We start from the raw sequence: 21164 nt of genomic DNA on the forward strand, positions 1-21164 counted from the left end.
CCCTCCCGCCGGTCGCGCGGCGCGGCCCCGGAACCGGCTCGCGTCGCTCGCTCACGGCGGTGTCACCTCGTTGGAAATTGTCGCGCTGGGGCGCCGGACGTGCCGGTAGAGTCGCCCGGTCCAGCACGTCTGGCTGCGGAAGGAGGGTAACGGCGTGGGCTCGGTCACCGCCACTGTGGCATCACCCACGCACGCACACGTTACCCCATGGTTTCGGACATTCGGCGCGATCGTGGCGGCGGGCTTCCGCCGGCACGCGACCTACCGCCAGGCGGCCGTGGCCGGCGTCGTGACCAACACCGTGTTCGGCTTCCTGCGCTGCTACATCTTCCTCGCCGCCACCGGCGCGGCCGGCACGGTGGCCGGCTACGACCGGGCCCAGCTCGGCACGTTCGTCTGGGCCGGGCAGGGGTTGCTGGCGGTCATCGCGATCTGGGGCTGGACCGACCTGGCCGACCGGATCCGCTCCGGCGAGGTGGCCGCCGACCTGTTGCGGCCGGTGCACCCGGTCACCAGCTACCTCGCCGTCGACCTGGGCCGGGCCGGGTTCGCCGCGCTCGCCCGGCTGGTGCCGCCGCTGGTGGTCGGCCCGCTCTTCTTCGCCGTGCACGTGCCCCGGCACTGGGCCACCGTCCCGCTGTTCCTGCTCTCCGCGCTGCTCGCGGTGGTGGTCTGTTTCGGCTGCCGCTACCTGGTCAACGCGACCGCCTACTGGTTGCAGGACGTCCGGGGGCCGATGATCCTCTGGACGCTGGGGTCGGGCGTGCTGGCCGGGCTCTACTTCCCGCTCGGCTTCCTGCCCGGGTGGCTGGAGGCGATCCTGCGCTACGCCACCCCGTTCCCCAGCATCCTCCAGGTGCCACTGGACGTGCTGGTGGAGCGGGAGCCGATGGCGACCGGCGCCGGCCTGGTCGGGTTGCAGTTCGGCTGGGTGGTGCTGCTGCTGGCGCTCTGCCGGCTGGTGCAGCGTCGCGCCGAGCGCCGGCTGGTGGTGCAGGGTGGCTGAGCACGACAGTGCGCCCAGGGTGGCTGGGCACGGGGGTGCGCTGCGGGCGTACCGGTCGTTGCTCGGGGCGCAGGCGCGTTCCCAGGCGGCCTACCGCACGTCGTTCGTGGTCGACCTGGTCGGCAACCTGGGCGCGACCGTGTTCGACGTGGTCACCGTCCTGGTGATCTTCGGCGTGACCCGTGAGCTGGGCGGCTTCACGCTGCGCGAGACGCTCGTCGTGGTCGGGTTGTCGACGTGCGGGTTCGCCGCTGCCGACCTGCTGGTCGGCAACATCGAGCGGCTGCCCCGCTACGTCCGCACCGGCCTCTTCGACGCGGTGCTGGTCCGCCCGCTCGCCGCGCTGCCCCAACTGCTGCTGATGGACCTGCCGCTGCGCAAGGTGTCCCGGGCGGTGTTCGGGCTGGCCGTGCTGGTGTTCGCGCTCGCCTCGGCCGGGGTCGCCTGGACCCCGGGTCGGGTGGCGCTGGCCGTGGTCGCCCCGCCGGCCGCGGTGGTCTTCTTCGCCTCGGTCTTCGTCACCACCGCCACGGTGTCGTTCTACTGGGTCGACTCGGGCGAGCTGGCCAACTCGGTCACCTACGGCGGGCGCGACTTCACCGCGTACCCGATCACCGTCTACGGCGGCTGGTTCCGCGCGCTGTTCGCGTACGGGATGGGGTTCGCGTTCGTGAGCTACCACCCGGCGCTGGCGCTGCTGGGTCGCGCCGACCCGCTCGGCCTGCCGTCCTGGGTGGGCTGGGCCTCGCCGGGCGTCGCGGTGGTCGCGGCCGCGGTCGCCGCCGTCGCCTGGCGGGTCGGCATCCGTCACTACCGGAGTACGGGGTCATGAGCGTCATCGAGATGGACGGCCTGCGCAAGGAGTTCACGGTCCGGGTCCGGGCCGGGCGGCTGCGCCGGGAGAAGCGGACGGTCACCGCGGTCGACGGTGTCGACCTGCGGGTGGAACGCGGCGAGATGCTCGGCTACATCGGCCCGAACGGCGCCGGGAAGTCGACCACGTTGAAGATGCTCACCGGCGTGCTGACCCCGACCGCCGGCCGGGCGCGGGTGTGCGGGCTGCGGCCGGTGGCCGACCGGACCCGGCTGGCGCTGCGCGTCGGCGTGGTCTTCGGGCAGCGGTCCCAGCTCTGGTGGGACCTGCCGCTGCGGGACTCGTTCGACCTGCTGCGGCACGTCTACCGGGTGCCGGCCGGCGAGCACGCCGCCCGGTTGACCCGCTGCCGGGGCCTGCTCGACCTGGACGAGTTCCTGGACACCCCGGTCCGGCAGCTCTCCCTCGGGCAGCGGATGCGCGGCGAGCTGACCGCCGCGCTGCTGCACGGCCCGGAGGTGCTGTTCCTGGACGAGCCGACCATCGGGCTGGACGTGGTCAGCAAGCAGGCGGTCCGGGGCTTCCTGGCCGAGCTGGGCCGGGCCGGCGACACCACGCTCGTGCTCACCACGCACGACCTGGCCGACATCGAACGGCTCTGCCGGCGGCTGGTGGTCATCGACCACGGGCGGGTGGTGCACGACGGTTCGATCGCCGAGCTGCACCAGCGGTACGGGTCGCGCCGGATGGTGGTCGCCGAGCTGGACGCCGCGCTGGCCGAGCCGCCGGCACTGCCCGGCGCGCCGCTGCACCGGGTGGAGGCGGACGGGCGGCGGCTGGTGTTCGCGCTGGAGTCGGCGAGCGTCGCCGAGGTGGTGGCCGGGCTGGCCGGGCTGGCCACGCTGCGCGACGTCTCGATCGTGGAGCCGGACATCGAGGAGGTCGTCGCCCGCCTCTACCAGAGCGAAAGGAAGGGCCCCCTCCTAACGCCTGGCGTATAGGAAGGGGCCCCGCTCAACAACTCAGACCTTCTCGCCGATGGCGACCCGGGGCGCGGGGGCGCGCATCTTGCGGAACGTGATCGAGCGCATGATCGCGTAGAAGTAGAGCGAACCGAGCTTCTCGGTGCTCTTCGGGAAGCGCGCCCGGACCAGCTTCTTGATCTTCCGGCTGATCAGCACCGAGTCGACGAGCACGCCGAGGGCCAGCGCGCCCCAGAGCACGTTCGACAGCAGCCGCACGATCGGCGGCATGGCCTGGTTGGAGCCGACCAGCACGATCAGCGCGCCGCCGAAGAACCAGGTGCCGATCGTCCGCCGGGAGTCGACCACGTTGCGGGCCAGCAGCCGCTCCGGCCCCCGGTCCCGCGGGCCGCCCTCGCGGCGGAACTCGGAGGCCGCCTCGGCGCGCGCCGTGCGGCGCTGCTCCCGGGCCTCCTCCTTGGTCAGCGCGCGGGCCGGCGCGGTCGGCCGGCGACCGGCGGCCGGACGCTTCGGGGTGGTCACCCCGAGCTCCTTCTTGCTCGGCGTGTAGCCCCGGGGGCGGGCGGCGGAGGACTCCTCGTCGGTCGTCACCGTGGTGACGGAATCCTCGACGAGGTCGGCGGGCTTGCGGCGAAACAGCGACGGCACGTCGGCAAGGGTAGCCAAACGCGCGAGCCCGGCGCACATCGCGGTGCGCCGGGCTCGGAGAACGGTGGGTCAGGGGCGCTCGACGTGCGCGCCGAGGTCCGCCAGCTTCGCCTCGAAGTCCTCGTAGCCGCGGTTGATCAGGTCCACGCCGTACACCCGGGAGGTGCCCTCGGCGGCGAGCGCCGCGATGAGGTGGCTGAACCCGGCCCGCAGGTCCGGGATGACCAGGTCGGCAGCGTGCAGCTTGCTCGGGCCGGCGATCACCGCCGAGTGCTTGAAGTTGCGCCGGCCGAAGCGGCACGGGGTGCCACCGAGGCAGTCCCGGTAGACCTGGATGTTGGCGCCCATCGTGTTCAGCGCCTCGGTGTAGCCGAGCCGCTGCTCGTAGACCGTCTCGTGGACGATCGACAGACCCCGGGCCTGGGTGAGCGCGACCACCAGCGGCTGCTGCCAGTCGGTCATGAAGCCGGGGTGCACGTCGGTCTCCAACGCCACCGCGTTCAGCTCGCCGCCCGGGTGCCAGAACCGGATGCCGCCCTCCTGGCCCGGGTCGCCGAGCTTCGGCGGGCGGGCGTCGGTGACCTCGTACTCGCCGCCGACGGAGCGGAAGATGTTGAGGAACGTCATCATGTCGGCCTGCTGCGCGCCGAGCACCTCGACGTGACCACGGGTGGCCAGCGCGGCCGCCGCCCAGCTCGCCGCCTCGATCCGGTCCGGGATCGGCCGGTGGGTGTAGCCGTGCAGCTTCTTGACGCCCTGGATCTCGATCACCCGGTCGGTGTGGACCTTGATGATCGCGCCCATCTTCTGCAGGATGCAGATCAGGTCGATGATCTCCGGCTCGACGGCCGCGTTGCGCAGCTCGGTGACGCCCTCGGCCATCACGGCGGTGAGCAGCACCTGCTCGGTCGCGCCGACGCTCGGGTAGGGCAGCGCGAACTTCGTGCCGTGCAGCCCGTTCGGGGCCGACAGGTGCAGGCCCTCGGGGGTCTTGTCGACCGTCGCGCCGAACTCGCGCAGCGCCTGCAGGTGGAAGTCGATCGGGCGGGGGCCGATGTGGCAGCCGCCCAGGTCGGGGATGAACGCGTGGCCGAGCCGGTGCAGCAGCGGACCGCAGAACAGGATCGGGATCCGGCTGGACCCGGCGTGCACGTTGATCTGGTCGGTGCTGGCGCTCTCGACGTTGGACGGGTCGAAGACCAGCTCGCCGTCCTCGCCGCCGTCGGTCACCTTCACCCCGTGCAGGCCGAGCAGCCCGCGGACCACCTCGACGTCACGGATCCGTGGCACGTCGAACAGCCGGCTGGGTGTGTCGCCGAGCAGGGCGGCGACCATCGCCTTGGACACGAGGTTCTTCGCGCCGCGCACGCGGATCCGCCCTTCGAGCGGAGTGCCTCCGTGTACGACCAGGACGTCGTCGGTCAACGCAACCTCCAGCGCGTTGGGTGTTGCCGTGTAGGTGTGGGCTCGCGACTCGTCATCGCTACCCGGATCGCGGCCGTCGGAAAACCGGCCCGCGTGTGTCGTCGCCCCGGCAGCATAGCCCTCCGTGACGAGAATGGAATCGGTCACATCACCAGCCAGGGCACGAACCGGGGATTCGGTGCGTTTCCGTGCCAGGTAGGTGACCGACCGTGATCAAGCTCCGGGCAGGGCGAGCATCTGGTCCAGCGCGGCCCGGGCGTGTCCGGCGGTGTCCGGATCCACCGTGATCTGGTTGACCACCCGCCCGGCGACCAGCTCCTCCAGCGCCCAGACCAGGTGCGGCAGGTCGATCCGGTTCATCGTCGAGCAGTAGCAGACCGCCCGGTCGAGGAACATGATCTGCTTGTCCGGGTGGGCCAGCGCGAGCCGGCGTACCAGATTCAGCTCGGTGCCCACCGCCCACGCCGAGCCGGCCGGCGCCGCCTCGATCGTCTTGATGATGAACTCGGTGGAGCCCACCTGGTCGGCGGCGGTGACCACCTCGTGGCGGCACTCCGGGTGCACCAGCACGTTGACGCCGGGCACCCGGGCCCGCACGTCGTTCACGCTCTCCAGCGTGAAGCGGCCGTGCACCGAGCAGTGCCCGCGCCACAGGATCATCTTCGCGTCGCGGAGCTGCTCGGCGGTGAGCCCGCCGTTCGGCTTGTGCGGGTCCCACAGCACGCAGTCGTCGAGCGAGAAGCCCATCTCCAGCACCGCGGTGTTGCGACCCAGGTGCTGGTCGGGCAGGAACAGCACCTTGCGGCCCTGCTCGAACGCCCAGTCCAGGGCGCGCTTGGCGTTGGACGAGGTGCAGACCACGCCGCCGTGGCGGCCGACGAAACCCTTGATGTCGGCGGACGAGTTCATGTAGGTCACCGGGACCGTGTCCGCCGCGACACCCGAGTCGGTCAACGCGTCCCAGGCGGCCTCGACCTGCGACAGCACCGCCATGTCGGCCATCGAGCAGCCGGCCGCCAGGTCCGGCAGGATCACCTTCTGCGCGTCGGTGGTGAGGATGTCCGCGCTCTCGGCCATGAAGTGCACGCCGCAGAAGACGATGTACTCCGCGTCCGGGCGGGCCGCCGCCTCCCGGGCCAGCTTGAACGAGTCGCCTGTCACGTCGGCGAACTGGATCACCTCGTCGCGCTGGTAGTGGTGGCCCAGCACGAACACCTTCGTGCCGAGCGCGGCCTTCGCCGCGGCCGCGCGGGCCACCAGATCGGGGTCGCTGGGCGCGGGGAGGTCACCCGGACACTCCACGCCACGCTCGGTGGCGGGGTCGCTGCCGCGGCCGAGGAGCAGCAGCGCGGTGGCGGTGTTGGAGGGCTCAACCCAGGTCGAAGTCACGCCCCCATGGTCCCACAGCCCGGCCGCCGCGCAGCCGCCCACGATGTGGCCTGCCACACTGCTGCGCATGCGCGTGCTGCTCTGCCCGGACAAGTTCGCCGGCACCCTGCCGGCCCCCGAGGTGGCCGCCGCGGTCGCCGACGGTTGGCGGACCGTCGCGCCTGGCGACGACCTGCTGCTGAAGCCGCTCGCCGACGGCGGACCGGGCTTCGTGGCGGTGCTCGCCGAGGCGCTCGGCGGACGACGGCTGCCGGTGCCCACCGTCGACCCGCTCGGCCGTCCGGCCGCCGGTGAGATCCTGCTCACCGACGACGGCGTGGCCTACCTGGAGAGCGCCCAGGCGTGCGGCCTGCACCTGCTCTCCGCCGCCGAACGCGACCCGAAGGCCACCACCTCGTACGGGCTGGGGCTGCTGGTCGCCGCCGCGGTCGAGGCGGGCGCCCGGACCGTGGTGATCGGGCTGGGCGGCTCGGCCACCAACGACGGCGGCGCCGGCATGCTGGTCCCGCTCGGCGTCACCGGCCTCGACGCCGGCGACCGGGCCCTGCCGTACGGCGGCGCGGCGCTGGCCGGCGTGGCGACGCTCGACGGCGTCCCCCGGCTGCGCGGGGCGACGCTCGTCGCCGCCACCGACGTGGACAATCCGCTGCTCGGGCTGCACGGCGCGAGCAGCGTGTTCGGCCCGCAGAAGGGTGCCGACCGGGCGGACGTGCTGCTGCTGGACGCCGCCCTGGAACGCTGGGCGGAGGTGCTCACCGAGCGCCTGCCCGGCTGCCCGCCCGGGCTCGGCGCGCTGCCCGGCGGCGGCGCGGCCGGCGGGCTCGGCGCGGCGGTGCTGGCGTTGGGCGGTCGGTGCGAGTCGGGCATCGGCCTGGTCACCCGGGCGGTCGGCCTGGACGCCGCGCTGGACGCCGCCGACCTGGTGGTCACCGGCGAGGGCTCGTTCGACCACCAGTCGCTGCGCGGCAAGGTGGTGGCCGGGGTGGCCGGGGCGGCCCGGGACCGCGGCGTGCCCTGCGTGGTGCTGGCCGGGCGGGTGAGCACCGGGCGGCGGGAGGCCGCCGCGGCGGGCGTCACCGAGGCGTACAGCCTGGTGGAGCACTTCGGCGGCGAGGAGCGTGGGGGAGCGGCGGCGGCGATGGGGCGTCCCGCCGAGGGGTTGCGGGCGCTCGGCGCCCGCCTGGCCGGCCAGTGGAGCCGCTGAGCCCGGCCACCTGAGTCGTCCAGCCGACCCGACGCCCCGGCAACCCGACCGCCCTGATCGCGCGTCTCGGGGTGGAGACGGACGACGGAGGGGGAACGTGATGACCAGGCGCGGACAGGCACGGCGAGGACACCGACGCCAGCAGGTGGTGGCGGCACTGGGTGGGGCGCTGGTGCTGGCCCTCCCGACGGGCTGCACACCGGCGCCGCAGGCCGGCGCGCCGGTCCCGACGGCCACCCAGACCGCCGTGGCCACCCCCACCCCGACGGCCTCGACGGCCCCCTCGGCCGCGCCGCCGAGCGCGACCACCGCGCCGACGAAGGTCTCGCCGGCCCGGCCCGGCGCGACCCCGGTCGCGGCCTGCCGCCGTGGCGATCTCAAGCTGACCGAGGCCGGTTCCTCCGGGCACGCGGGCAGCGAGACCGACTACCTCGTCCTGACCAACCGGTCCGACGCGCCATGCGCGCTGTCCGGCTTCCCCACGATCGGCCTGGTCGACCCGGCCGGCCGTACCCTGCCGGTGCGGGTCCGGCACCACCTGGGCGCACACCGGGTGGTGCTGGCGCCGGGCGGCGCGGCGTGGACCGCGGTCACCCTGAGCCACGTGCCCCGGAGCGACGACGAGGGCGCGCCCTGCGAGCCGCCCGCCGCGGCGCTGTGGGTCGGCCCGCCCGGCGACCCGGGTCGCCTGACCGCCGAGGGGCCGTGGCGCGCGTGCGGCGGCGTCGTGGACGTGGACTCGTTCACGGCCGGGCGTCCACCGGCCGCCTGACCCGCGCCGACCGGCGGGTACGTGGTGGGGCGGTCGTCACGCCGCCGGGTGGCCACGCCGGCAGCGGCGTACGATCGGAGACGGACCACCGGGAATACTGGCGGACGTGCGGCGTTGGCCAGTACGTCCGGACCTCATACCGCGCAGGGAGACTTCCACGTGACCACGCCAGCGCAGACCGAGTCGACCGAGGCCACGCAGGCCCCCAGCACCGTCGTCCTCACCGACGTCGCGGCGCAGAAGGTCAAGGCCCTGATCGAGCAGGAGGGCCGCGACGACCTGCGGCTCCGGGTCGCCGTGCAGCCGGGTGGCTGCTCCGGCCTGCGGTACCAGCTCTTCTTCGACGAGCGGTCGCTCGACGGTGACGTCGTCACCGACTTCGGCGGTGTCGAGGTCGTCGTCGACCGGATGAGCGCCCCCTACCTGACCGGCGCCACGATCGACTTCGCCGACCGGATCGACGCCCAGGGCTTCACCATCGACAACCCGAACGCCGGCAGCTCCTGCGCCTGCGGCGACTCGTTCAGCTGAGTCGACGGGCCGACGCCTGACGGACGACGGCGGGACCACCCCTCGGGGTGGTCCCGCCGTTTTCGTGCCGTCTGACCGGTGACGCCCGGATGGACGGGGGACGACCGGTTCGCGACCGACCGTCGACCGGAGCACCGGGACGACCGGTAGGCTGACCGCGCCGTGCTCCCGACCACGAGGGTTGACATGAAGATCGCCGTGACCGGCTCGATCGCGACCGACCACCTGATGAGCTTCCCCGGCCGCTTCGCCGACCAGCTCATCGCCGACCAGCTCGACAAGGTCTCGCTGTCCTTCCTCGTCGACGAGCTGGTGCTCCGGCGCGGCGGCACGGCCGCCAACATCGCGTTCGGCATGGCCCAGCTCGGGCTGCGGCCGGTGCTGCTCGGCGCGGTGGGCGCCGACTTCGCCGACTACCGCTCCTGGCTGGAGCGCCACGGCGTCGACTGCGACTCGGTGCACGTCAGCGACGTCGCGCACACGGCACGCTTCGTCTGCACCACCGACACCGACATGTGCCAGATCGCCTCGTTCTACGCCGGGGCGATGAGCGAGGCGCGCAACATCGAGCTGGCCCCGGTGGCGCAGCGCCTCGGCGGGCTCGACCTGGTGCTGGTCAGCGCCAACGACCCGGCCGCGATGATCCGGCACTCCGCCGAGTGCCGGGACCGAAGCTATTCGTTCGTCGCCGACCCGTCGCAGCAGCTCGCCCGGATGGACGGCGCCGACGTGCTCGGCCTGGTCGACGGCGCCGACTACCTGATGACCAACGAGTACGAGAGGTCCCTGCTGCAGAGCAAGGCCGGCCTCACCGACGAGCAGCTGCTCGACCGGGTGAAGGTGCGGGTCACCACGCTGGGCAAGCAGGGCGTGGAGATCGCCGGCCGGGAACTCGGCACCATCCGGGTGCCGATCGCGCGGGAGATCCAGGCGGTCGACCCGACAGGCGTCGGCGACGGCTTCCGGGCCGGTTTCTTCGCCGCGCTCGACTGGGGCGTCGGGGTGGAACGCGCGGCCCAGGTCGGCTGCCTGCTGGCCACCCTGGTGCTGGAGAACTTCGGCGGCCAGGAGTACGAGGTCCGCCGCGACCTGTTCGTGAAGCGGCTCGCCGAGTCGTACGGTGACGCGGCCGCCGAGGACGTCCGGCCGCACCTGCTGTGACCGGGCCGGCCGGCGGGGTGGACCGTGCCGCCCCGGACAGTCAGGTGCTGGTCGCCTTCGCCGGGCTGCCCGGCGTGGGCAAGAGCACGCTGGCCGTCCGGGTCGGCGCCGCGCTGCGCGCCCCGGTCCTGCCGGTCGACCCGGTCGAACGGGCGCTGGGCCGTTACGGCCTCACCGGCGACGTGCCCGGGATGGCCGCCTACGGCGCGGTCGCCGGGTTGGCCGAGGTGCAGCTCGGCCTCGGGCTGAGCGTGGTGGTCGACGCGGTCAACCCGGTCGCCGGCGCCCGAGGGCTCTGGCACGACCTGGCCGAGCGGACCGGCGTGCCGTTGCGGGTGATCGAGGTGCACTGCGGCGACGAGGCGGAGCACCGTCGCCGGGTCGAGGCCCGACCGGCCGCCGAGCACGTCACCTGGGAGCAGACGCTGGTGCGCCGTGCCGAGTACGAGCCGCTGATCGGCCCGCGCCTGGTGGTGGACACCGCCGTGGCCCTCGACCCGCTCCCCGGCATCCTCGCCTACCTGCGCTGAGCGCCGCCGCCGGTGGTCGCCGCGCTGCCTGCGGTGTTGAGAAGGGCTCCCTCCTCTACCGCAGGCGTTAACAAGGGGCCCCGCCTTACACCCGCACGTCGTAGGCGGGGCCGGCGTCGGGGTGGGCCGCCAGGAACTCGTGGCCGCGCATCCGGCACCAGGCCGGGATGTCCACGGCCGCCGCCGGGTCGTCGGCGAGCACCCGCACCACCGCGCCGGCCGGCAGGCCGGGCACCCGGCGAGCGAGATTGATCACCGGTAGCGGGCAGCGCTGCCCCCGGCAGTCGAGCACCTCGTCCGGCGCGCTCACAGGTCCGTCACCCCCGCCTCGGCACGCAGGGCCGCGACGATCCCGGGCAGTTCGGCGAGGAACCGCTCCACGTCCGCCTCGGTGGTCTCCCGGTGCAGCGACACCCGCACGTTGCCGTGCGACAGCACCCCCATCGCCTCCAGCACGTGCGACGGGCGCAGCGTCGACGAGGTGCACGACGAGCCGGAGGAGACCGCGAAGCCGCGCCGGTCCAGCGCGTGCAGCAGCGCCTCGCCGTCGACGTACAGGCAGGAGAACGTCACCAGGTGGGGGAGCCGGTCCACCGGGTCGCCGACCACCTCCACGTCCGGCACCTCCGCCGCCACCCGGGCCCGGATCCGGTCCACCAGCGGCGCCAGCCGGGCCGCCTCGGCCGCCGCGTCGGCCGCCGCCGCGCGCAGGCTCGCCGCCGCCGCCACCACCGCCGGCAGGTTCACCACCCCGGGGGTACGCCCGGACTCCCGCTCGTCGGCCGGGTAGGGCGACTCCCACCGGGTGCCCTTGCGCACCACCAGCAGGCCGACGCCGGGCGGCCCACCCCACTTGTGCGCGCTCGCGGTCAGCACCGACCAGCCCGCCGGCAGCGGCGCCCGGCCGACGAGCTGCGCCGCGTCCACGTACAGCGGCACGCCCGCCTCGGCGCTCAGCTCCGCGGCGGCCGGCACCGGCTGCACCGTGCCCACCTCGTGACTGGCCCCGATCAGCGCGGCCAGCGCCACGCCGGGGGCGGCCACCGCCGCCGCCCAGGCGTCCAGGTCCAGCCGGCCGAGCCGGTCCACGGGTACGGAGACCGCGTCGCCCCCGGTGGCGGTGTGCCGCTGCGCGGCGTGCAGCACCGCCGAGTGCTCGATCGCGGAGTGCACGAGCGTCGTGCCGGCCCGGCGCCGCCCGACCAGGCCACCCAGCACGGCGGCGTGCGCTGCGGCCGTACCGCTGGGGGTGAAGGACAGCTCGTCGGCGCGGACGCCGAGCGTCTGCGCGGCGGCCTCCCGGGCGGCGTCGAGGAGTTGGCGGGCCCGGCGGGCCGGCGCGTAGAGCCGGGCCGGGTCGGCCCAGCCGTCGTCCAGGGCGGCCAGCATCGCCTGCCGCGCGACCGGATGCAGCGGTGCGGCGCTGGCCGCGTCCAGGTAGACCGGGGAGGCGCTCATGAGGTTCCACGCTATCGCTCGGGTACGCCCAAGATCCCCCCGATGGGGGCGGACAGTGACCCCAAGACGGTCTGGCCCGCCATGGTCGAGTAATCTGCGACCGTCGGTGACGCCTTTGCCGTCGGTGTCAGGGAAACAACCGCCGCGGCGCGCTAGGGAGGCAGGACCAGGTGGTCGCAAGGAGTTCGGAGGTACGGCCGTCGGCCGTACGGCACAGCGCTTCCCCGGGGGCCGGTGGACGCCGGCGGCGTGGTGCTGGTCGACTCGCCGGGCTCGGTCTCGGCGGAGCGGCGCTGCTGGTTCTGCTCACCGGCTGTGACGTCGGCAAGACGTTCGGCGGGTTCGGCTGGCCGCAGGGCGGCATCACGCCCGAGTCGCACCGGATGTACGACCTGTGGATCGCGTCCTGCATCGCGGCGCTCGCGGTCGGCGTGTTCGTCTGGGGCCTGATCTTCTGGTGCGTGATCCGCTACCGCAAGCGCGGCAACGAGCTGCCGGTGCAGACCCGCTACAACCTGCCGATGGAGTTCCTCTACACCATCGCGCCGATCCTCATCGTCTCCGTGCTCTTCTACTACACCGCGGTCGTGCAGACCGACGTGAACAAGGAGTCGAAGAACCCGGACGTCACCGTCGAGGTCGTGGCGTTCAAGTGGAACTGGCAGTTCAACTACCGCGACGGTCAGGGCCGCGACGCCAACACCGTCGCCTCGGTGCTGGGCACCAGCGAGGTCATCCCGGTGCTGGTGCTGCCGAGCGGCCGGTCGATCCGGTTCGAGGAGCAGAGCCGCGACGTCATCCACTCGTTCTGGGTGCCGGAGCTGCTGTTCAAGCGCGACGTCATGCCGGGCAGCATCCGCAACACCTTCGAGGTCTCCAGCATCGACACCGAGGGCGCGTTCGTCGGCCGCTGCGCCGAGCTGTGCGGCAGCTACCACGCCTTCATGAACTTCGAGCTGCGGGTGGTCTCGCCGGAGAAGTACGAGCAGTTCCTGGCCGCCAAGAAGGGCGGCAGCTCGACCCAGGACGCGCTCAAGGCGATCGGCGTGGACGAGTACGCCACCACCACGAAGCCGTTCGACACGCGGCGTAACACCGCCAACTTCAACCCGTCCGACGCGGGCAGCTGAGGGGGTACGGCATGAAGACCGAATGGAAGATCTTCCTGACCATCGCCGCGTTCCTGCTCGGCGCGACGATCCTCTACGGCGCCTGGACGTACGCCGACAGCGGCGGCCACGTCGAGTGGATCGGCACCGTGGCGCTGCTGCTGTCGTTCCTGCTCTGCTCGATGTGCGGCGGCTTCTTCTGGTTCGTCTCCCGCCGGATCGACCTGCGCCCGGAGGACCGGGCGGACGGCGAGATCGCCGACGGCGCCGGTGAGATCGGCTTCTTCAGCCCGGGCAGCTACTGGCCGTTCGGCCTGGCCCTGGCCGCCGCCATCGCCGGCCTGGGGCTCGTGTTCTGGCAGTTCTGGCTGCTGGGCCTGGGCCTGCTGGCAGTGATCTTCGCCGCCTGCGGCCTGCTCTTCGAGTACTACTCCGGCACCCGCCGCACCGCCGAGCACTGACCCACACCTCCGCCGCAGGCCCGCGCCCCCTCCGGGGCCGCGGGCCTGCAGCCGTTCCCCCCTCTGCCCCTCCCGCCCTCCTCACCTAGTCGATCATGAAGTTGACGGCACCAACCGTCCGATTTGTCCCCGCCAACTTCATGATCGACGGTGTCCCGTTCGGTTGATCAAGGAGTTGGTGTCCCGCGGAGCGCTCCGCGCCGACGCGAACTCCTTGGTCGACATGGGGGTGGGCCGCCGGAGGGGCGGGGCGGTGCGGGGATCCGGGGTGGGTGCCTGAGCGAGGTCGACGGAGACGGGGGACAGGGTCGGCCGCGGGCCGCTGCGGGATGCGGTCGTCAGGCCGCGTGACGGCGCGCGGGGTGCGGGGCGCGCCGGCGGGACCGCGTCGACGGGCGGAACGTGACGGTGGCGACCAGCACGGCCGCGCCGCAGCCGGTGCAGGCCAGCTCGGGGCAGTCGGCGCCGTGCCCGTCGCCGCAGAACGGCGCCTCGAACAGCACGACGCCCTCGCAGGTGTCGCAGTAGAGCTCGCGATCCGACACGGGCGTCTCCTCTCGCTCCGGGTGCCGGCGGTGGCCGGCGAGGCGTCGCCCCGCAGAACCATCGCCCGAAAGGGGAAAATTACTCCCCTGTAGTTTGGCACGCGGGTACGACAGGCACCCGGTCAGGCGGCGCGGGCGACCGCCAGCCAGCGGTCCAACGTGGCCGCCGCCGAGCCCGAGTCGACCGACTCGGCGGCCCGGCCCAGGTTGGCGCGCAACGCCTCGTGCAGGTCGCCGTCGAGCGGGCCCTGGGTGGCCAGCGCCACCGCGGCGTTCACCAGCACGGCGTCGCGCACCGGGCCGGTCTCGCCGGCGAGCAGCCGGCGCACCACGTCGGCGTTGTAGACCGCGTCTCCGCCCCGCAGGTCGGCGAGGGTGGCCCGGGGTACCCCGAGCTCCGCCGCGTCCAGCAGCGCCTCCCTGACGGCGCCCTGCTGGGCCACCCAGACCCGGGTCGGCGCGCCGGTGCTGAACTCGTCCAGCCCGTCCTCGCCCCGCACCACGATCGCCGAGTCGCCGCGGGCGGCGAACACGGCCGCCATCACGGGCGCCATCCGCCTGTCGAAGCAGCCGACCGCGCCCGCGCGCGGGCGGGCCGGGTTGGTCAGCGGGCCGAGGAAGTTGAACGCCGTGGGTACGCCGATCTCGCGCCGGACCGGCCCGGTGTGGCGCATGCCCGGGTGGAACCGGGCGGCGAAGCAGAAGCCGATGCCGGCCTCGGTGACGCAGCGGGCCACCTGCTCCGGCGCCAGGTCGAGCGGCACGCCGAGCTGCTCCAACACGTCCGCGGTGCCGCACGAGGAGGAGGCGGCCCGGTTGCCGTGCTTGACCACCCGGACGCCGGCCCCGGCGACCACGAGCGCCGCCATGGTGGAGATGTTGACGGTGTTGGCGAGGTCGCCGCCGGTGCCCACCACGTCGAGCGCGGAGGCGCGGACGTCCTCGGGCAGCTCCACCGGGACGGCGCGGGTCAGCATCGCCTCGACCAGGCCGCCCAGCTCGGCCGGCGTCTCGCCCTTGGTGCGCAGCGCCACGGCGAAGCCGGCGATCTGCGCCGGGGTGGCCGAGCCGGCCATGATCTCGCCCATCGCCCAGGCGGTGTCGGCGGTGGAGAGCTCCTCGCCGCGCAGCAGCGCGTTGAGCAGAAGCGGCCAGGTCCGTTCGCCCATGGCGGGCCTCCCGAGCGGCGTGAAGTGAAGCGGTTGGGGCGCGCCACGGCCGCGTCGCCGTGGCGCCGCGGGGTGGATCAGGCCGCGGCGTGCGTGCGGCGCAGCAACTCGGCGACGGTGCTGCCGGCGGCCACCGGGTCCAGCGGGTGGGTCAGCGTGGCGTCGACCTCGGCGTACGCGGCCAGCCAGCGGTCGGCGGCGCGGGCCAGCACCACGCAGGTCGGCGGCGCGTCGTCCCGGTCGTCCTTGATCTGGCGGGCGATGCCGATGCCGCCGCCCGGGCTCGCCTCGCCGTCGAGCATCAGCAGGTCGATCTCGTAGTCGTCGACCAGCCGGACGCAGTCGGCGTAGTCGGACGCCTCGACGAACTCGATCTCGATGCCGGGCGCCGGCCGGGTGCCGACGGCGAGCCGCATCCGGTCCCGGACCTTCGGGTCGTCGCTGTAGAGCAGGACGGTGCAAAGACGATCGCTCATCGTGACGTGGCTCCCACCTCGTAGCTGCCCGCTGATCGTAGCGGGCGTCACATTCCGCTCGGGGGACCGGCCCCGGCGCCCGCCTCGGCGGTGCGTTCGCGGGCCTCCTGCCGGTCGAGTTCGCGGTCGAGCCGGCGGGCCTCGCGCTCGGACTGCTTGATCCACTGCACCACCAGCACGGCAAGCATGGTGACGCTGACGAACTCGCCGCCGGCCCAGAGGATGCCGCCGGCGACCACCTGGTCGTTGCGGGGGTCGGACCAGGCCAGGTTCAGCGACGGGTACCAGTCGCCGCCGAGCAGCGTGGTGCTCTGCATGATGGTCAGCCCGAGCACCGTGTGGAACGGCACCGACAGCAGCATGAGCAGCGCGCGGGCCGGGTACGGCCAGCGGCCGGGCAGCGGGTCCAGGCCGAGCAGCGGCCAGAAGAAGACGCAGCCGGTCATGATGAAGTGCGCGTGCACCAGCTCGTGCGCCCACTCGTGGCGCAGGGTGAACTCGTAGAGGTTGCTGAAGTAGAGCACGAACGGGTTCGCCACGAAGATGGCGAACGCCACAAGCGGGAAGCTGTAGATCCGGGCCAGCCGGCTGTGCACCACCGCGAGCAGCCGCTTGCGGGGCCGCACCGGGAGCGTGCGCAGGGCCAGCGTCACCGGCGCGCCGAGGGCCAGGAAGATCGGCGCGACCATCGACAGCACCATGTGCTGCACCATGTGCACGGAGAGCAGCGCGGTGTCGTACGCGCCGAGCCCGCTGACCGTGACCAGCGCGATGCCGCCGAGGCCGGGGCCGAGGAACGCCACCGTGCGCAGCGCCGGCCACCGGTCGCCGCGCAGCCGCAGCCGGTGCACCCCGTAGAGGTAGAGCCCGGCGGCGAGCACCAGGCCCAGCGTGAGCCAGCTTTCCAGCCGGGTCTCGGTGAGCACCCGGGCCACGGTGAACGGCGGCGGGGCGGCCTCGCCCCCCGCCGCCAGGGTCGCCGGCGCGACGACCGAGGTGACGGCGCGGATCTGATCGACGTGCAGCACGCTTTTCAGGGTAGGTCAGGCGAAGCGGACCACCACGATCGGGCCACTGCGGGCCCGGGTTTGCCACCCCGCTGATCGTCGGTCCCGGTCAAGGGCAATAATGACCGCGTGACTGCGGCCCCAGCCATTGACAAGAGCCGGATCCACTCCCTGACGCGTCCCAACATGGTCAGCGTCGGGACGATCGTCTGGCTCTCCAGCGAACTCATGTTCTTCGCGGCGCTGTTCGCGATGTACTTCTCGATCCGCGCGGCGGCGCCGGAGCAGTGGGAGAAGCACACCGAGGTCCTCAACATCCCGTACGCGACCACCTTCACGGTGATCCTCGTGCTCTCCTCGGTGACCTGCCAGCTCGGTGTCTTCGCGGCCGAGAAGGGCGACGTCCACGCCCTGCGCCGGTGGTTCACGATCACCTTCGTGATGGGTCTGATCTTCGTGCTCGGCCAGGCGAACGAGTACCGGACCCTGGTGCACGAGGGCGTCAAGATCAATGAAGACGGTTACGGGTCGATGTTCTACCTGACCACCGGCTTCCACGGTCTGCACGTGACCGGCGGGCTGATCGCCTTCATCATCTTCATGGTCCGTACCACCATGGGCCGGTTCACCCCGGCCCAGGCGACCTCGGCGATCGTCGTGTCCTACTACTGGCACTTCGTCGACGTCGTGTGGATCGGGCTGTACGCCATGATCTACTGGCTTCAGTGATCTTGGCGCGTCACGAACCGCGCCGCTGCTCCGTCCCCTGAGACAAGGTCCAACCGGTTAAGGACACAGGTCATGACTTCTGACAACGACCGCCGACGCGGTCTGCTCGCGCGGCTGCGCGGGCGGCCCGTAGCGCGCAGCAGGGGCCGCCGCCGGCTGGGTGCCGCGGTCCGGCTGGCCGCCGCGCTGATGCTGGCCGGCGGCGCCTACACCGTCTTCGCCCCGGGCGTGCAGGCGCAGGACAACCCGCCGTTGACCGCCGCCGCCAACGAGGGCAAGGCGCTGTTCGACGTGAGCTGTGTGACCTGTCACGGTCGCAACGCCCAGGGCGTCGAGGGTCGGGGCCCGAGCCTGATCGGCGTCGGGTCGGCCTCGGTCGAGTTCCAGGTCAGCAGCGGTCGCATGCCGATGGCCCGGCAGGAGGCCCAGGCCATGCGCAAGCCGCCGGTGTTCACCGACGAGCAGGTGCGCCAGCTCGGGCAGTACGTCCAGGAGCTCGGCGGCGGCCCGCAGGTGCCCTCGGGCAACCTGCGTGAGGGCGCCAACATGTCCACCGGTGGTGAGCTGTTCCGGATCAACTGCTCGCAGTGCCACGCGTTCGGCGGTGGCGGCGGCGCCCTCTCCTCAGGCAAGTACGCGCCGAGCCTCAAGCCGGCGAGCGACCGGCAGATCTACGCCGCCATGCTGAGCGGCCCGCAGAACATGCCGGTGTTCGGCGACAACCAGATCACCCCCCAGGAGAAGGCGGACATCATCGCCTACATCCAGGAGACCCTGAAGAGCGACCAGGACCAGGGCGGTTTCAACCTGGGCCGGTACGGCCCGTCGACCGAGGGTCTGGCGATCTTCCTGGTCGGCATCGTGGCGCTGGTCTTCGCGAGCCTGTGGATCGCGGGCAAGTCGTGACCCGGCCGAACGTCTGTATCATTGCCCTGGTGCCGGCCACCGGCGCCACGCGTAGCGAGGTGACGGCATGAGCACCCACACCGAGCACCAGGCCCAGCAGGGCCGGGAGCCGGTCGACGTGAACGACCCGCGGCTCTCCCGGTTCGACATCGTCCAGGAAGGCGCCCGGCGGGACGACATCGAGATCGTCCACTACGAGGAGCAGGTGGTCCCGGGCAGCAAGGCCGAGCGCCGGCTGACCCGCACGGTCGCCCTGATGTTCCTGCTGACCGGCCTCTTCGCCACCGCCTTCCTGGCGATCTACATCTGGTGGCCGTGGCAGTGGGAGGCCGGTCGCGGTGGCGACAAGCTCTACACCCCGCTGCTCGGCGTGACCCTCGGCCTGGCCCTGCTCGGCATCGGCTTCGGCATCCTCACCTGGGGCAAGAAGTTGCTGCCCAAGGAGGTCTCGATCCAGGACCGGCACGACCAGGTCGACAACCCGGAGGATCGCAAGATCACCGGTGAGACCATGCTCTACCTGGCCGACGAGCTGGGTGTGAAGCGCCGCCCGCTGCTCGGCATCTCGCTGCTCGCCGGCCTGGCGCCGGTCGGCGCGGTCGCCGCGGCCCCGCTGATCGGCGGCCTGATCGAGCAGCCGCACAAGAACAACCAGATGTTCACCACCGGCTTCGCCCCGGCCGAGGGCGGCGAGAAGATCCGGCTGATCCGCGAGGACGGCCGCCCGATCCGCCCGGCGGACGTCAGCGTCGGCGGCCAGCTCACCGTGTTCCCGGGGATCGAGGGCGGGGTCAGCAACAAGCACGCCGACTCGCCGACCCTGCTGATCCACCTGCGTGAGGACGACGCGCAGAAGTCGCGCGCCGCCAACGAGCGCAAGGGTCACGGCGACTACATGTGGGGCAACTACGTCGCGTTCTCCAAGATCTGCACGCACGCCGGTTGCCCGGCCAGCCTCTACGAGCAGCAGACCAACCGGCTGCTCTGCCCCTGCCACCAGTCCCAGTTCCTCATCACCGACAACGCCAAGCCGATCTTCGGCCCGGCGAACCGGCCGCTGCCCCAGCTGCCGATCGAGGTGGACGAGGAGGGCTTCTTCGTGGCGAGGTCCGACTACACCGAGACCATCGGTCCCGACTTCTGGGAGCGGCCATGAAGCGCCGAAAGTTCGATGCGGCCGCGCTGCCGGCCAAGACCGCCGGGGCGGTGGACGACCGCTTCCAGGTCGCCACGCCGCTGCGCAAACTGCTGAACAAGGTCTTCCCCGACCACTGGTCGTTCCTCCTCGGCGAGATCGCGCTGTTCTCGTTCGTGATCCTGCTGCTGACCGGTGTGTTCCTGACCTTCTTCTACGAGCCGGCGATGACCGAGGTGACCTACGACGGCAGCTACTCGCCGTTGCGGGGCACCCCGATGTCGGCCGCGTACGCCTCCAGCCTGGACATCTCGTTCGACGTCCGCGGCGGCCTGATCATGCGGCAGATGCACCACTGGTCCGCGCTGCTGTTCATGGCCGCGATCGTGGTGCACATGCTCCGGGTCTTCTTCACCGGCGCGTTCCGCAAGCCGCGTGAGACCAACTGGATCATCGGCTCGCTGCTGTTCTGGGTCGGCTTCCTGGCCGGCTTCACCGGCTACTCGCTGCCGGACGACGGCCTGTCCGGCACCGGTCTGCGGATCGCCTCCGGCATCATCCTGTCGATCCCGGTGGTCGGTTCCTGGGTCAGCTCGTCGATCTTCGGCGGGGAGTTCCCCGGCACCATCATCATCAGCCGCTTCTTCATCGCCCACGTGCTGCTCATCCCGGGTCTGCTGGTGGCGCTGATCAGCGTGCACCTGGGCCTGGTGTTCAAGCAGAAGCACACCCAGTGGCCCGGCCCCGGCCGGACCAACTCCAACGTGGTCGGCGAGCGGATGTTCCCGCGCTACGCGCTCAAGCAGGGCGGCTTCTTCATGGTCGTCTTCGGCGTGGTCGCGCTGATGGGTGGCCTCTTCCAGATCAACCCGATCTGGTACTTCGGCCCGTACGAGGCGTGGGTGGTCTCCGCGGCCAGCCAGCCCGACTGGTACGTCATGTTCCTCGACGGCTCGACCCGACTCATGCCGGGCTGGGAGATCCACATCCCGATCGGCAACGGCTACGTCATCCCGCCGCTGTTCTGGCCGACGGTCGTGCTCCCCGGCATCCTGGTGGGCCTGTCGACGATGTACCCGTTCCTGGAGGCGCGCCGTCTCAAGGACTACAAGCACCACAACCTGCTCCAGCGGCCCCGGGACGTGCCGGCCCGGACCGCGGTGGGCGCGATGGCGGTCGCCTTCTACGTCGTGCTGACGCTCTCCGGCGGCAACGACGTGATCGCCGACAAGTTCCACATCAGCCTGAACGCGATGACCTGGGCCGGCCGCGTCGGTCTGCTGGTCATCCCGCCGCTGGCCTACTACGTCACCTACCGGCTGTGCCTGGGCCTCCAGCAGCACGACCGGGAGGTGCTGGCGCACGGCGTGGAGACCGGCATCATCAAGCGGCTGCCCGACGGCCGGTTCGTCGAGGTCCACCAGCCGCTGACGTCGGCCGACGGGCACGACGGCCACGCGCCGGCGCTCGACTACGTCGGCTGGGTGGTGCCGAAGAAGATGAACCGGCTCGGCGCCCTCGGGCCCGCGATCCGGGGCTTCTTCTACCCGATCGAGAAGCCGGCCGAGGCGCCGGTCTCGCCGGGCCACCCGCCGGTCGAGCCCCGACCCGAGCGAGAGGAGATCAGCAGCGGCGACAGCCGTCGCTGACCCCTCCGGGTACGACTGACCGTGGCGCCCGCCGGACTCCTCCGGCGGGCGCCACGG

Annotated in this window: 23 protein-coding genes; 14 read left to right on the forward strand and 9 right to left on the reverse strand. The window is 72.4% G+C overall.

From position 1 onward, the window contains the following. The first annotated feature begins 154 nt into the window (after positions 1 to 154). From ACIA5A_RS03780 to ACIA5A_RS03790, 3 genes are read left to right on the forward strand one after another with little or no spacing between them, the layout of a single operon-like run. The gene (locus tag ACIA5A_RS03780) at positions 155 to 1006 is read left to right on the forward strand and encodes an ABC transporter permease (protein ID WP_396756098.1); all 852 of its coding nucleotides are present in this window, start codon (positions 155 to 157) and stop codon (positions 1004 to 1006) included. Between the two features lie 19 nt (positions 1007 to 1025). After that, a complete protein-coding gene (locus ACIA5A_RS03785; protein ID WP_396756100.1) occupies positions 1026 to 1838 on the forward strand; it encodes an ABC transporter permease in 813 nt (270 codons plus the stop codon). After that, positions 1835 to 2821 (forward strand): ATP-binding cassette domain-containing protein, encoded by a 987-nt coding sequence (locus ACIA5A_RS03790; protein ID WP_396756102.1) that lies wholly within the window; start codon positions 1835 to 1837, stop codon positions 2819 to 2821. The genes ACIA5A_RS03785 and ACIA5A_RS03790 overlap by 4 nt, the downstream gene beginning before the upstream one ends. A 21-nt stretch (positions 2822 to 2842) precedes the next feature. Here ACIA5A_RS03790 and ACIA5A_RS03795 read toward each other — a convergent pair whose 3' ends face one another. The 3 genes from ACIA5A_RS03795 to nadA form a co-directional block, all read right to left on the reverse strand. Continuing rightward, complete coding sequence (locus ACIA5A_RS03795) at positions 2843 to 3451, reverse strand: DUF3043 domain-containing protein (protein ID WP_396756104.1); 609 nt, start codon at positions 3449 to 3451, stop codon at positions 2843 to 2845. Positions 3452 to 3520: 69 nt separating this feature from the next. Beyond that, positions 3521 to 4876, reverse strand: coding sequence for a UDP-N-acetylglucosamine 1-carboxyvinyltransferase (gene murA / locus ACIA5A_RS03800; protein WP_181569613.1), 1356 nt, complete (start codon positions 4874 to 4876; stop codon positions 3521 to 3523). Positions 4877 to 5089: 213 nt separating this feature from the next. Further along, positions 5090 to 6265, reverse strand: a complete 1176-nt coding sequence (gene nadA / locus ACIA5A_RS03805; protein ID WP_396756107.1) for a quinolinate synthase NadA — start codon at positions 6263 to 6265, stop codon at positions 5090 to 5092. Between the two features lie 43 nt (positions 6266 to 6308). Here nadA and ACIA5A_RS03810 point away from each other — a divergent pair, with 43 nt between their 5' ends. From ACIA5A_RS03810 to ACIA5A_RS03830, 5 genes are all read left to right on the forward strand, one after another. Further along, complete coding sequence (locus ACIA5A_RS03810) at positions 6309 to 7469, forward strand: glycerate kinase (RefSeq protein WP_396756109.1); 1161 nt, start codon at positions 6309 to 6311, stop codon at positions 7467 to 7469. Positions 7470 to 7569: 100 nt separating this feature from the next. Next, positions 7570 to 8241, forward strand: coding sequence for a DUF4232 domain-containing protein (locus ACIA5A_RS03815; protein ID WP_396756111.1), 672 nt, complete (start codon positions 7570 to 7572; stop codon positions 8239 to 8241). A 159-nt stretch (positions 8242 to 8400) separates the two neighbouring features. Beyond that, positions 8401 to 8772, forward strand: a complete 372-nt coding sequence (gene erpA / locus ACIA5A_RS03820) for an iron-sulfur cluster insertion protein ErpA (RefSeq protein ID WP_091059278.1) — start codon at positions 8401 to 8403, stop codon at positions 8770 to 8772. Between the two features lie 186 nt (positions 8773 to 8958). Beyond that, entirely contained in the window at positions 8959 to 9933 is a 975-nt protein-coding gene (locus tag ACIA5A_RS03825) for a carbohydrate kinase family protein (RefSeq protein ID WP_396756113.1), read from the forward strand. Further along, positions 9930 to 10463 (forward strand): AAA family ATPase, encoded by a 534-nt coding sequence (locus ACIA5A_RS03830; protein ID WP_396756115.1) that lies wholly within the window; start codon positions 9930 to 9932, stop codon positions 10461 to 10463. The genes ACIA5A_RS03825 and ACIA5A_RS03830 overlap by 4 nt, the downstream gene beginning before the upstream one ends. An 85-nt stretch (positions 10464 to 10548) precedes the next feature. Here the strand turns inward: ACIA5A_RS03830 and ACIA5A_RS03835 are convergent, their stop codons facing one another. Then, positions 10549 to 10773 (reverse strand): sulfurtransferase TusA family protein, encoded by a 225-nt coding sequence (locus ACIA5A_RS03835; RefSeq protein ID WP_396756117.1) that lies wholly within the window; start codon positions 10771 to 10773, stop codon positions 10549 to 10551. Then, a complete protein-coding gene (locus ACIA5A_RS03840) occupies positions 10770 to 11921 on the reverse strand; it encodes a cysteine desulfurase family protein (RefSeq protein WP_396756119.1) in 1152 nt (383 codons plus the stop codon). The genes ACIA5A_RS03835 and ACIA5A_RS03840 overlap by 4 nt, the downstream gene beginning before the upstream one ends. A gap of 170 nt (positions 11922 to 12091) precedes the next feature. Between ACIA5A_RS03840 and coxB the strand changes: the two genes are divergently transcribed. After that, positions 12092 to 13051 (forward strand): cytochrome c oxidase subunit II, encoded by a 960-nt coding sequence (gene coxB, locus ACIA5A_RS03845; protein WP_396756121.1) that lies wholly within the window; start codon positions 12092 to 12094, stop codon positions 13049 to 13051. Positions 13052 to 13062: 11 nt separating this feature from the next. Then, a complete protein-coding gene (locus ACIA5A_RS03850) occupies positions 13063 to 13491 on the forward strand; it encodes a cytochrome c oxidase subunit 4 (RefSeq protein ID WP_396756122.1) in 429 nt (142 codons plus the stop codon). 338 nt (positions 13492 to 13829) lie between these two features. Here the strand turns inward: ACIA5A_RS03850 and ACIA5A_RS03855 are convergent, their stop codons facing one another. The 4 genes from ACIA5A_RS03855 to ACIA5A_RS03870 form a co-directional block, all read right to left on the reverse strand. After that, the gene (locus ACIA5A_RS03855) at positions 13830 to 14036 is read right to left on the reverse strand and encodes a hypothetical protein (RefSeq protein ID WP_396756123.1); all 207 of its coding nucleotides are present in this window, start codon (positions 14034 to 14036) and stop codon (positions 13830 to 13832) included. A 122-nt stretch (positions 14037 to 14158) separates the two neighbouring features. Further along, a complete protein-coding gene (trpD, locus tag ACIA5A_RS03860; RefSeq protein WP_396756125.1) occupies positions 14159 to 15205 on the reverse strand; it encodes an anthranilate phosphoribosyltransferase in 1047 nt (348 codons plus the stop codon). Positions 15206 to 15282: 77 nt separating this feature from the next. Then, positions 15283 to 15681 (reverse strand): hypothetical protein, encoded by a 399-nt coding sequence (locus ACIA5A_RS03865; RefSeq protein ID WP_396756127.1) that lies wholly within the window; start codon positions 15679 to 15681, stop codon positions 15283 to 15285. 47 nt (positions 15682 to 15728) lie between these two features. Continuing rightward, positions 15729 to 16709: a cytochrome c oxidase assembly protein gene (locus ACIA5A_RS03870; RefSeq protein ID WP_396756129.1), complete on the reverse strand. Its 981-nt coding sequence runs from the start codon at positions 16707 to 16709 to the stop codon at positions 15729 to 15731. 108 nt (positions 16710 to 16817) lie between these two features. Here ACIA5A_RS03870 and ACIA5A_RS03875 point away from each other — a divergent pair, with 108 nt between their 5' ends. The 4 genes from ACIA5A_RS03875 to ACIA5A_RS03890 all read left to right on the forward strand — a co-directional run bounded on the left by ACIA5A_RS03875 (position 16818) and on the right by ACIA5A_RS03890 (position 21107). Next, positions 16818 to 17417 (forward strand): heme-copper oxidase subunit III, encoded by a 600-nt coding sequence (locus ACIA5A_RS03875; protein WP_091059316.1) that lies wholly within the window; start codon positions 16818 to 16820, stop codon positions 17415 to 17417. Between the two features lie 72 nt (positions 17418 to 17489). Next, positions 17490 to 18323 carry a c-type cytochrome gene (locus ACIA5A_RS03880; RefSeq protein ID WP_181569599.1) on the forward strand — a complete coding sequence of 278 codons (834 nt, stop codon included), beginning with the start codon at positions 17490 to 17492 and terminating at the stop codon, positions 18321 to 18323. A 67-nt stretch (positions 18324 to 18390) separates the two neighbouring features. Next, complete coding sequence (locus tag ACIA5A_RS03885) at positions 18391 to 19479, forward strand: ubiquinol-cytochrome c reductase iron-sulfur subunit (protein ID WP_396756132.1); 1089 nt, start codon at positions 18391 to 18393, stop codon at positions 19477 to 19479. Further along, positions 19476 to 21107 (forward strand): cytochrome b N-terminal domain-containing protein, encoded by a 1632-nt coding sequence (locus tag ACIA5A_RS03890; RefSeq protein ID WP_396756134.1) that lies wholly within the window; start codon positions 19476 to 19478, stop codon positions 21105 to 21107. Before ACIA5A_RS03885 ends, ACIA5A_RS03890 begins: the two co-directional genes overlap by 4 nt. Positions 21108 to 21164 lie beyond the last annotated feature (57 nt).

It is taken from the genome of Micromonospora sp. NPDC051300 (genome assembly GCF_044455315.1).
GTDB classification, from domain to species: domain Bacteria; phylum Actinomycetota; class Actinomycetes; order Mycobacteriales; family Micromonosporaceae; genus Micromonospora; species Micromonospora robiginosa.

What these genes read in the sequence shown, in the direction of transcription:
- ACIA5A_RS03790 (WP_396756102.1), top strand. Translation starts at nt 1,835, where the DNA reads ATGAGCGTCATCGAGATGGACGGCCTGCGCAAGGAGTTCACGGTCCGG.
- ACIA5A_RS03810 (WP_396756109.1), top strand. Translation starts at nt 6,309, where the DNA reads ATGTGGCCTGCCACACTGCTGCGCATGCGCGTGCTGCTCTGCCCGGAC.
- ACIA5A_RS03815 (WP_396756111.1), top strand. Translation starts at nt 7,570, where the DNA reads ATGACCAGGCGCGGACAGGCACGGCGAGGACACCGACGCCAGCAGGTG.
- ACIA5A_RS03825 (WP_396756113.1), top strand. Translation starts at nt 8,959, where the DNA reads ATGAAGATCGCCGTGACCGGCTCGATCGCGACCGACCACCTGATGAGC.
- ACIA5A_RS03840 (WP_396756119.1), bottom strand. Translation starts at nt 11,921, where the DNA reads ATGAGCGCCTCCCCGGTCTACCTGGACGCGGCCAGCGCCGCACCGCTG.
- ACIA5A_RS03850 (WP_396756122.1), top strand. Translation starts at nt 13,063, where the DNA reads ATGAAGACCGAATGGAAGATCTTCCTGACCATCGCCGCGTTCCTGCTC.
- trpD (WP_396756125.1), bottom strand. Translation starts at nt 15,205, where the DNA reads ATGGGCGAACGGACCTGGCCGCTTCTGCTCAACGCGCTGCTGCGCGGC.
- ACIA5A_RS03865 (WP_396756127.1), bottom strand. Translation starts at nt 15,681, where the DNA reads ATGAGCGATCGTCTTTGCACCGTCCTGCTCTACAGCGACGACCCGAAG.
- ACIA5A_RS03880 (WP_181569599.1), top strand. Translation starts at nt 17,490, where the DNA reads ATGACTTCTGACAACGACCGCCGACGCGGTCTGCTCGCGCGGCTGCGC.
- ACIA5A_RS03885 (WP_396756132.1), top strand. Translation starts at nt 18,391, where the DNA reads ATGAGCACCCACACCGAGCACCAGGCCCAGCAGGGCCGGGAGCCGGTC.
- ACIA5A_RS03890 (WP_396756134.1), top strand. Translation starts at nt 19,476, where the DNA reads ATGAAGCGCCGAAAGTTCGATGCGGCCGCGCTGCCGGCCAAGACCGCC.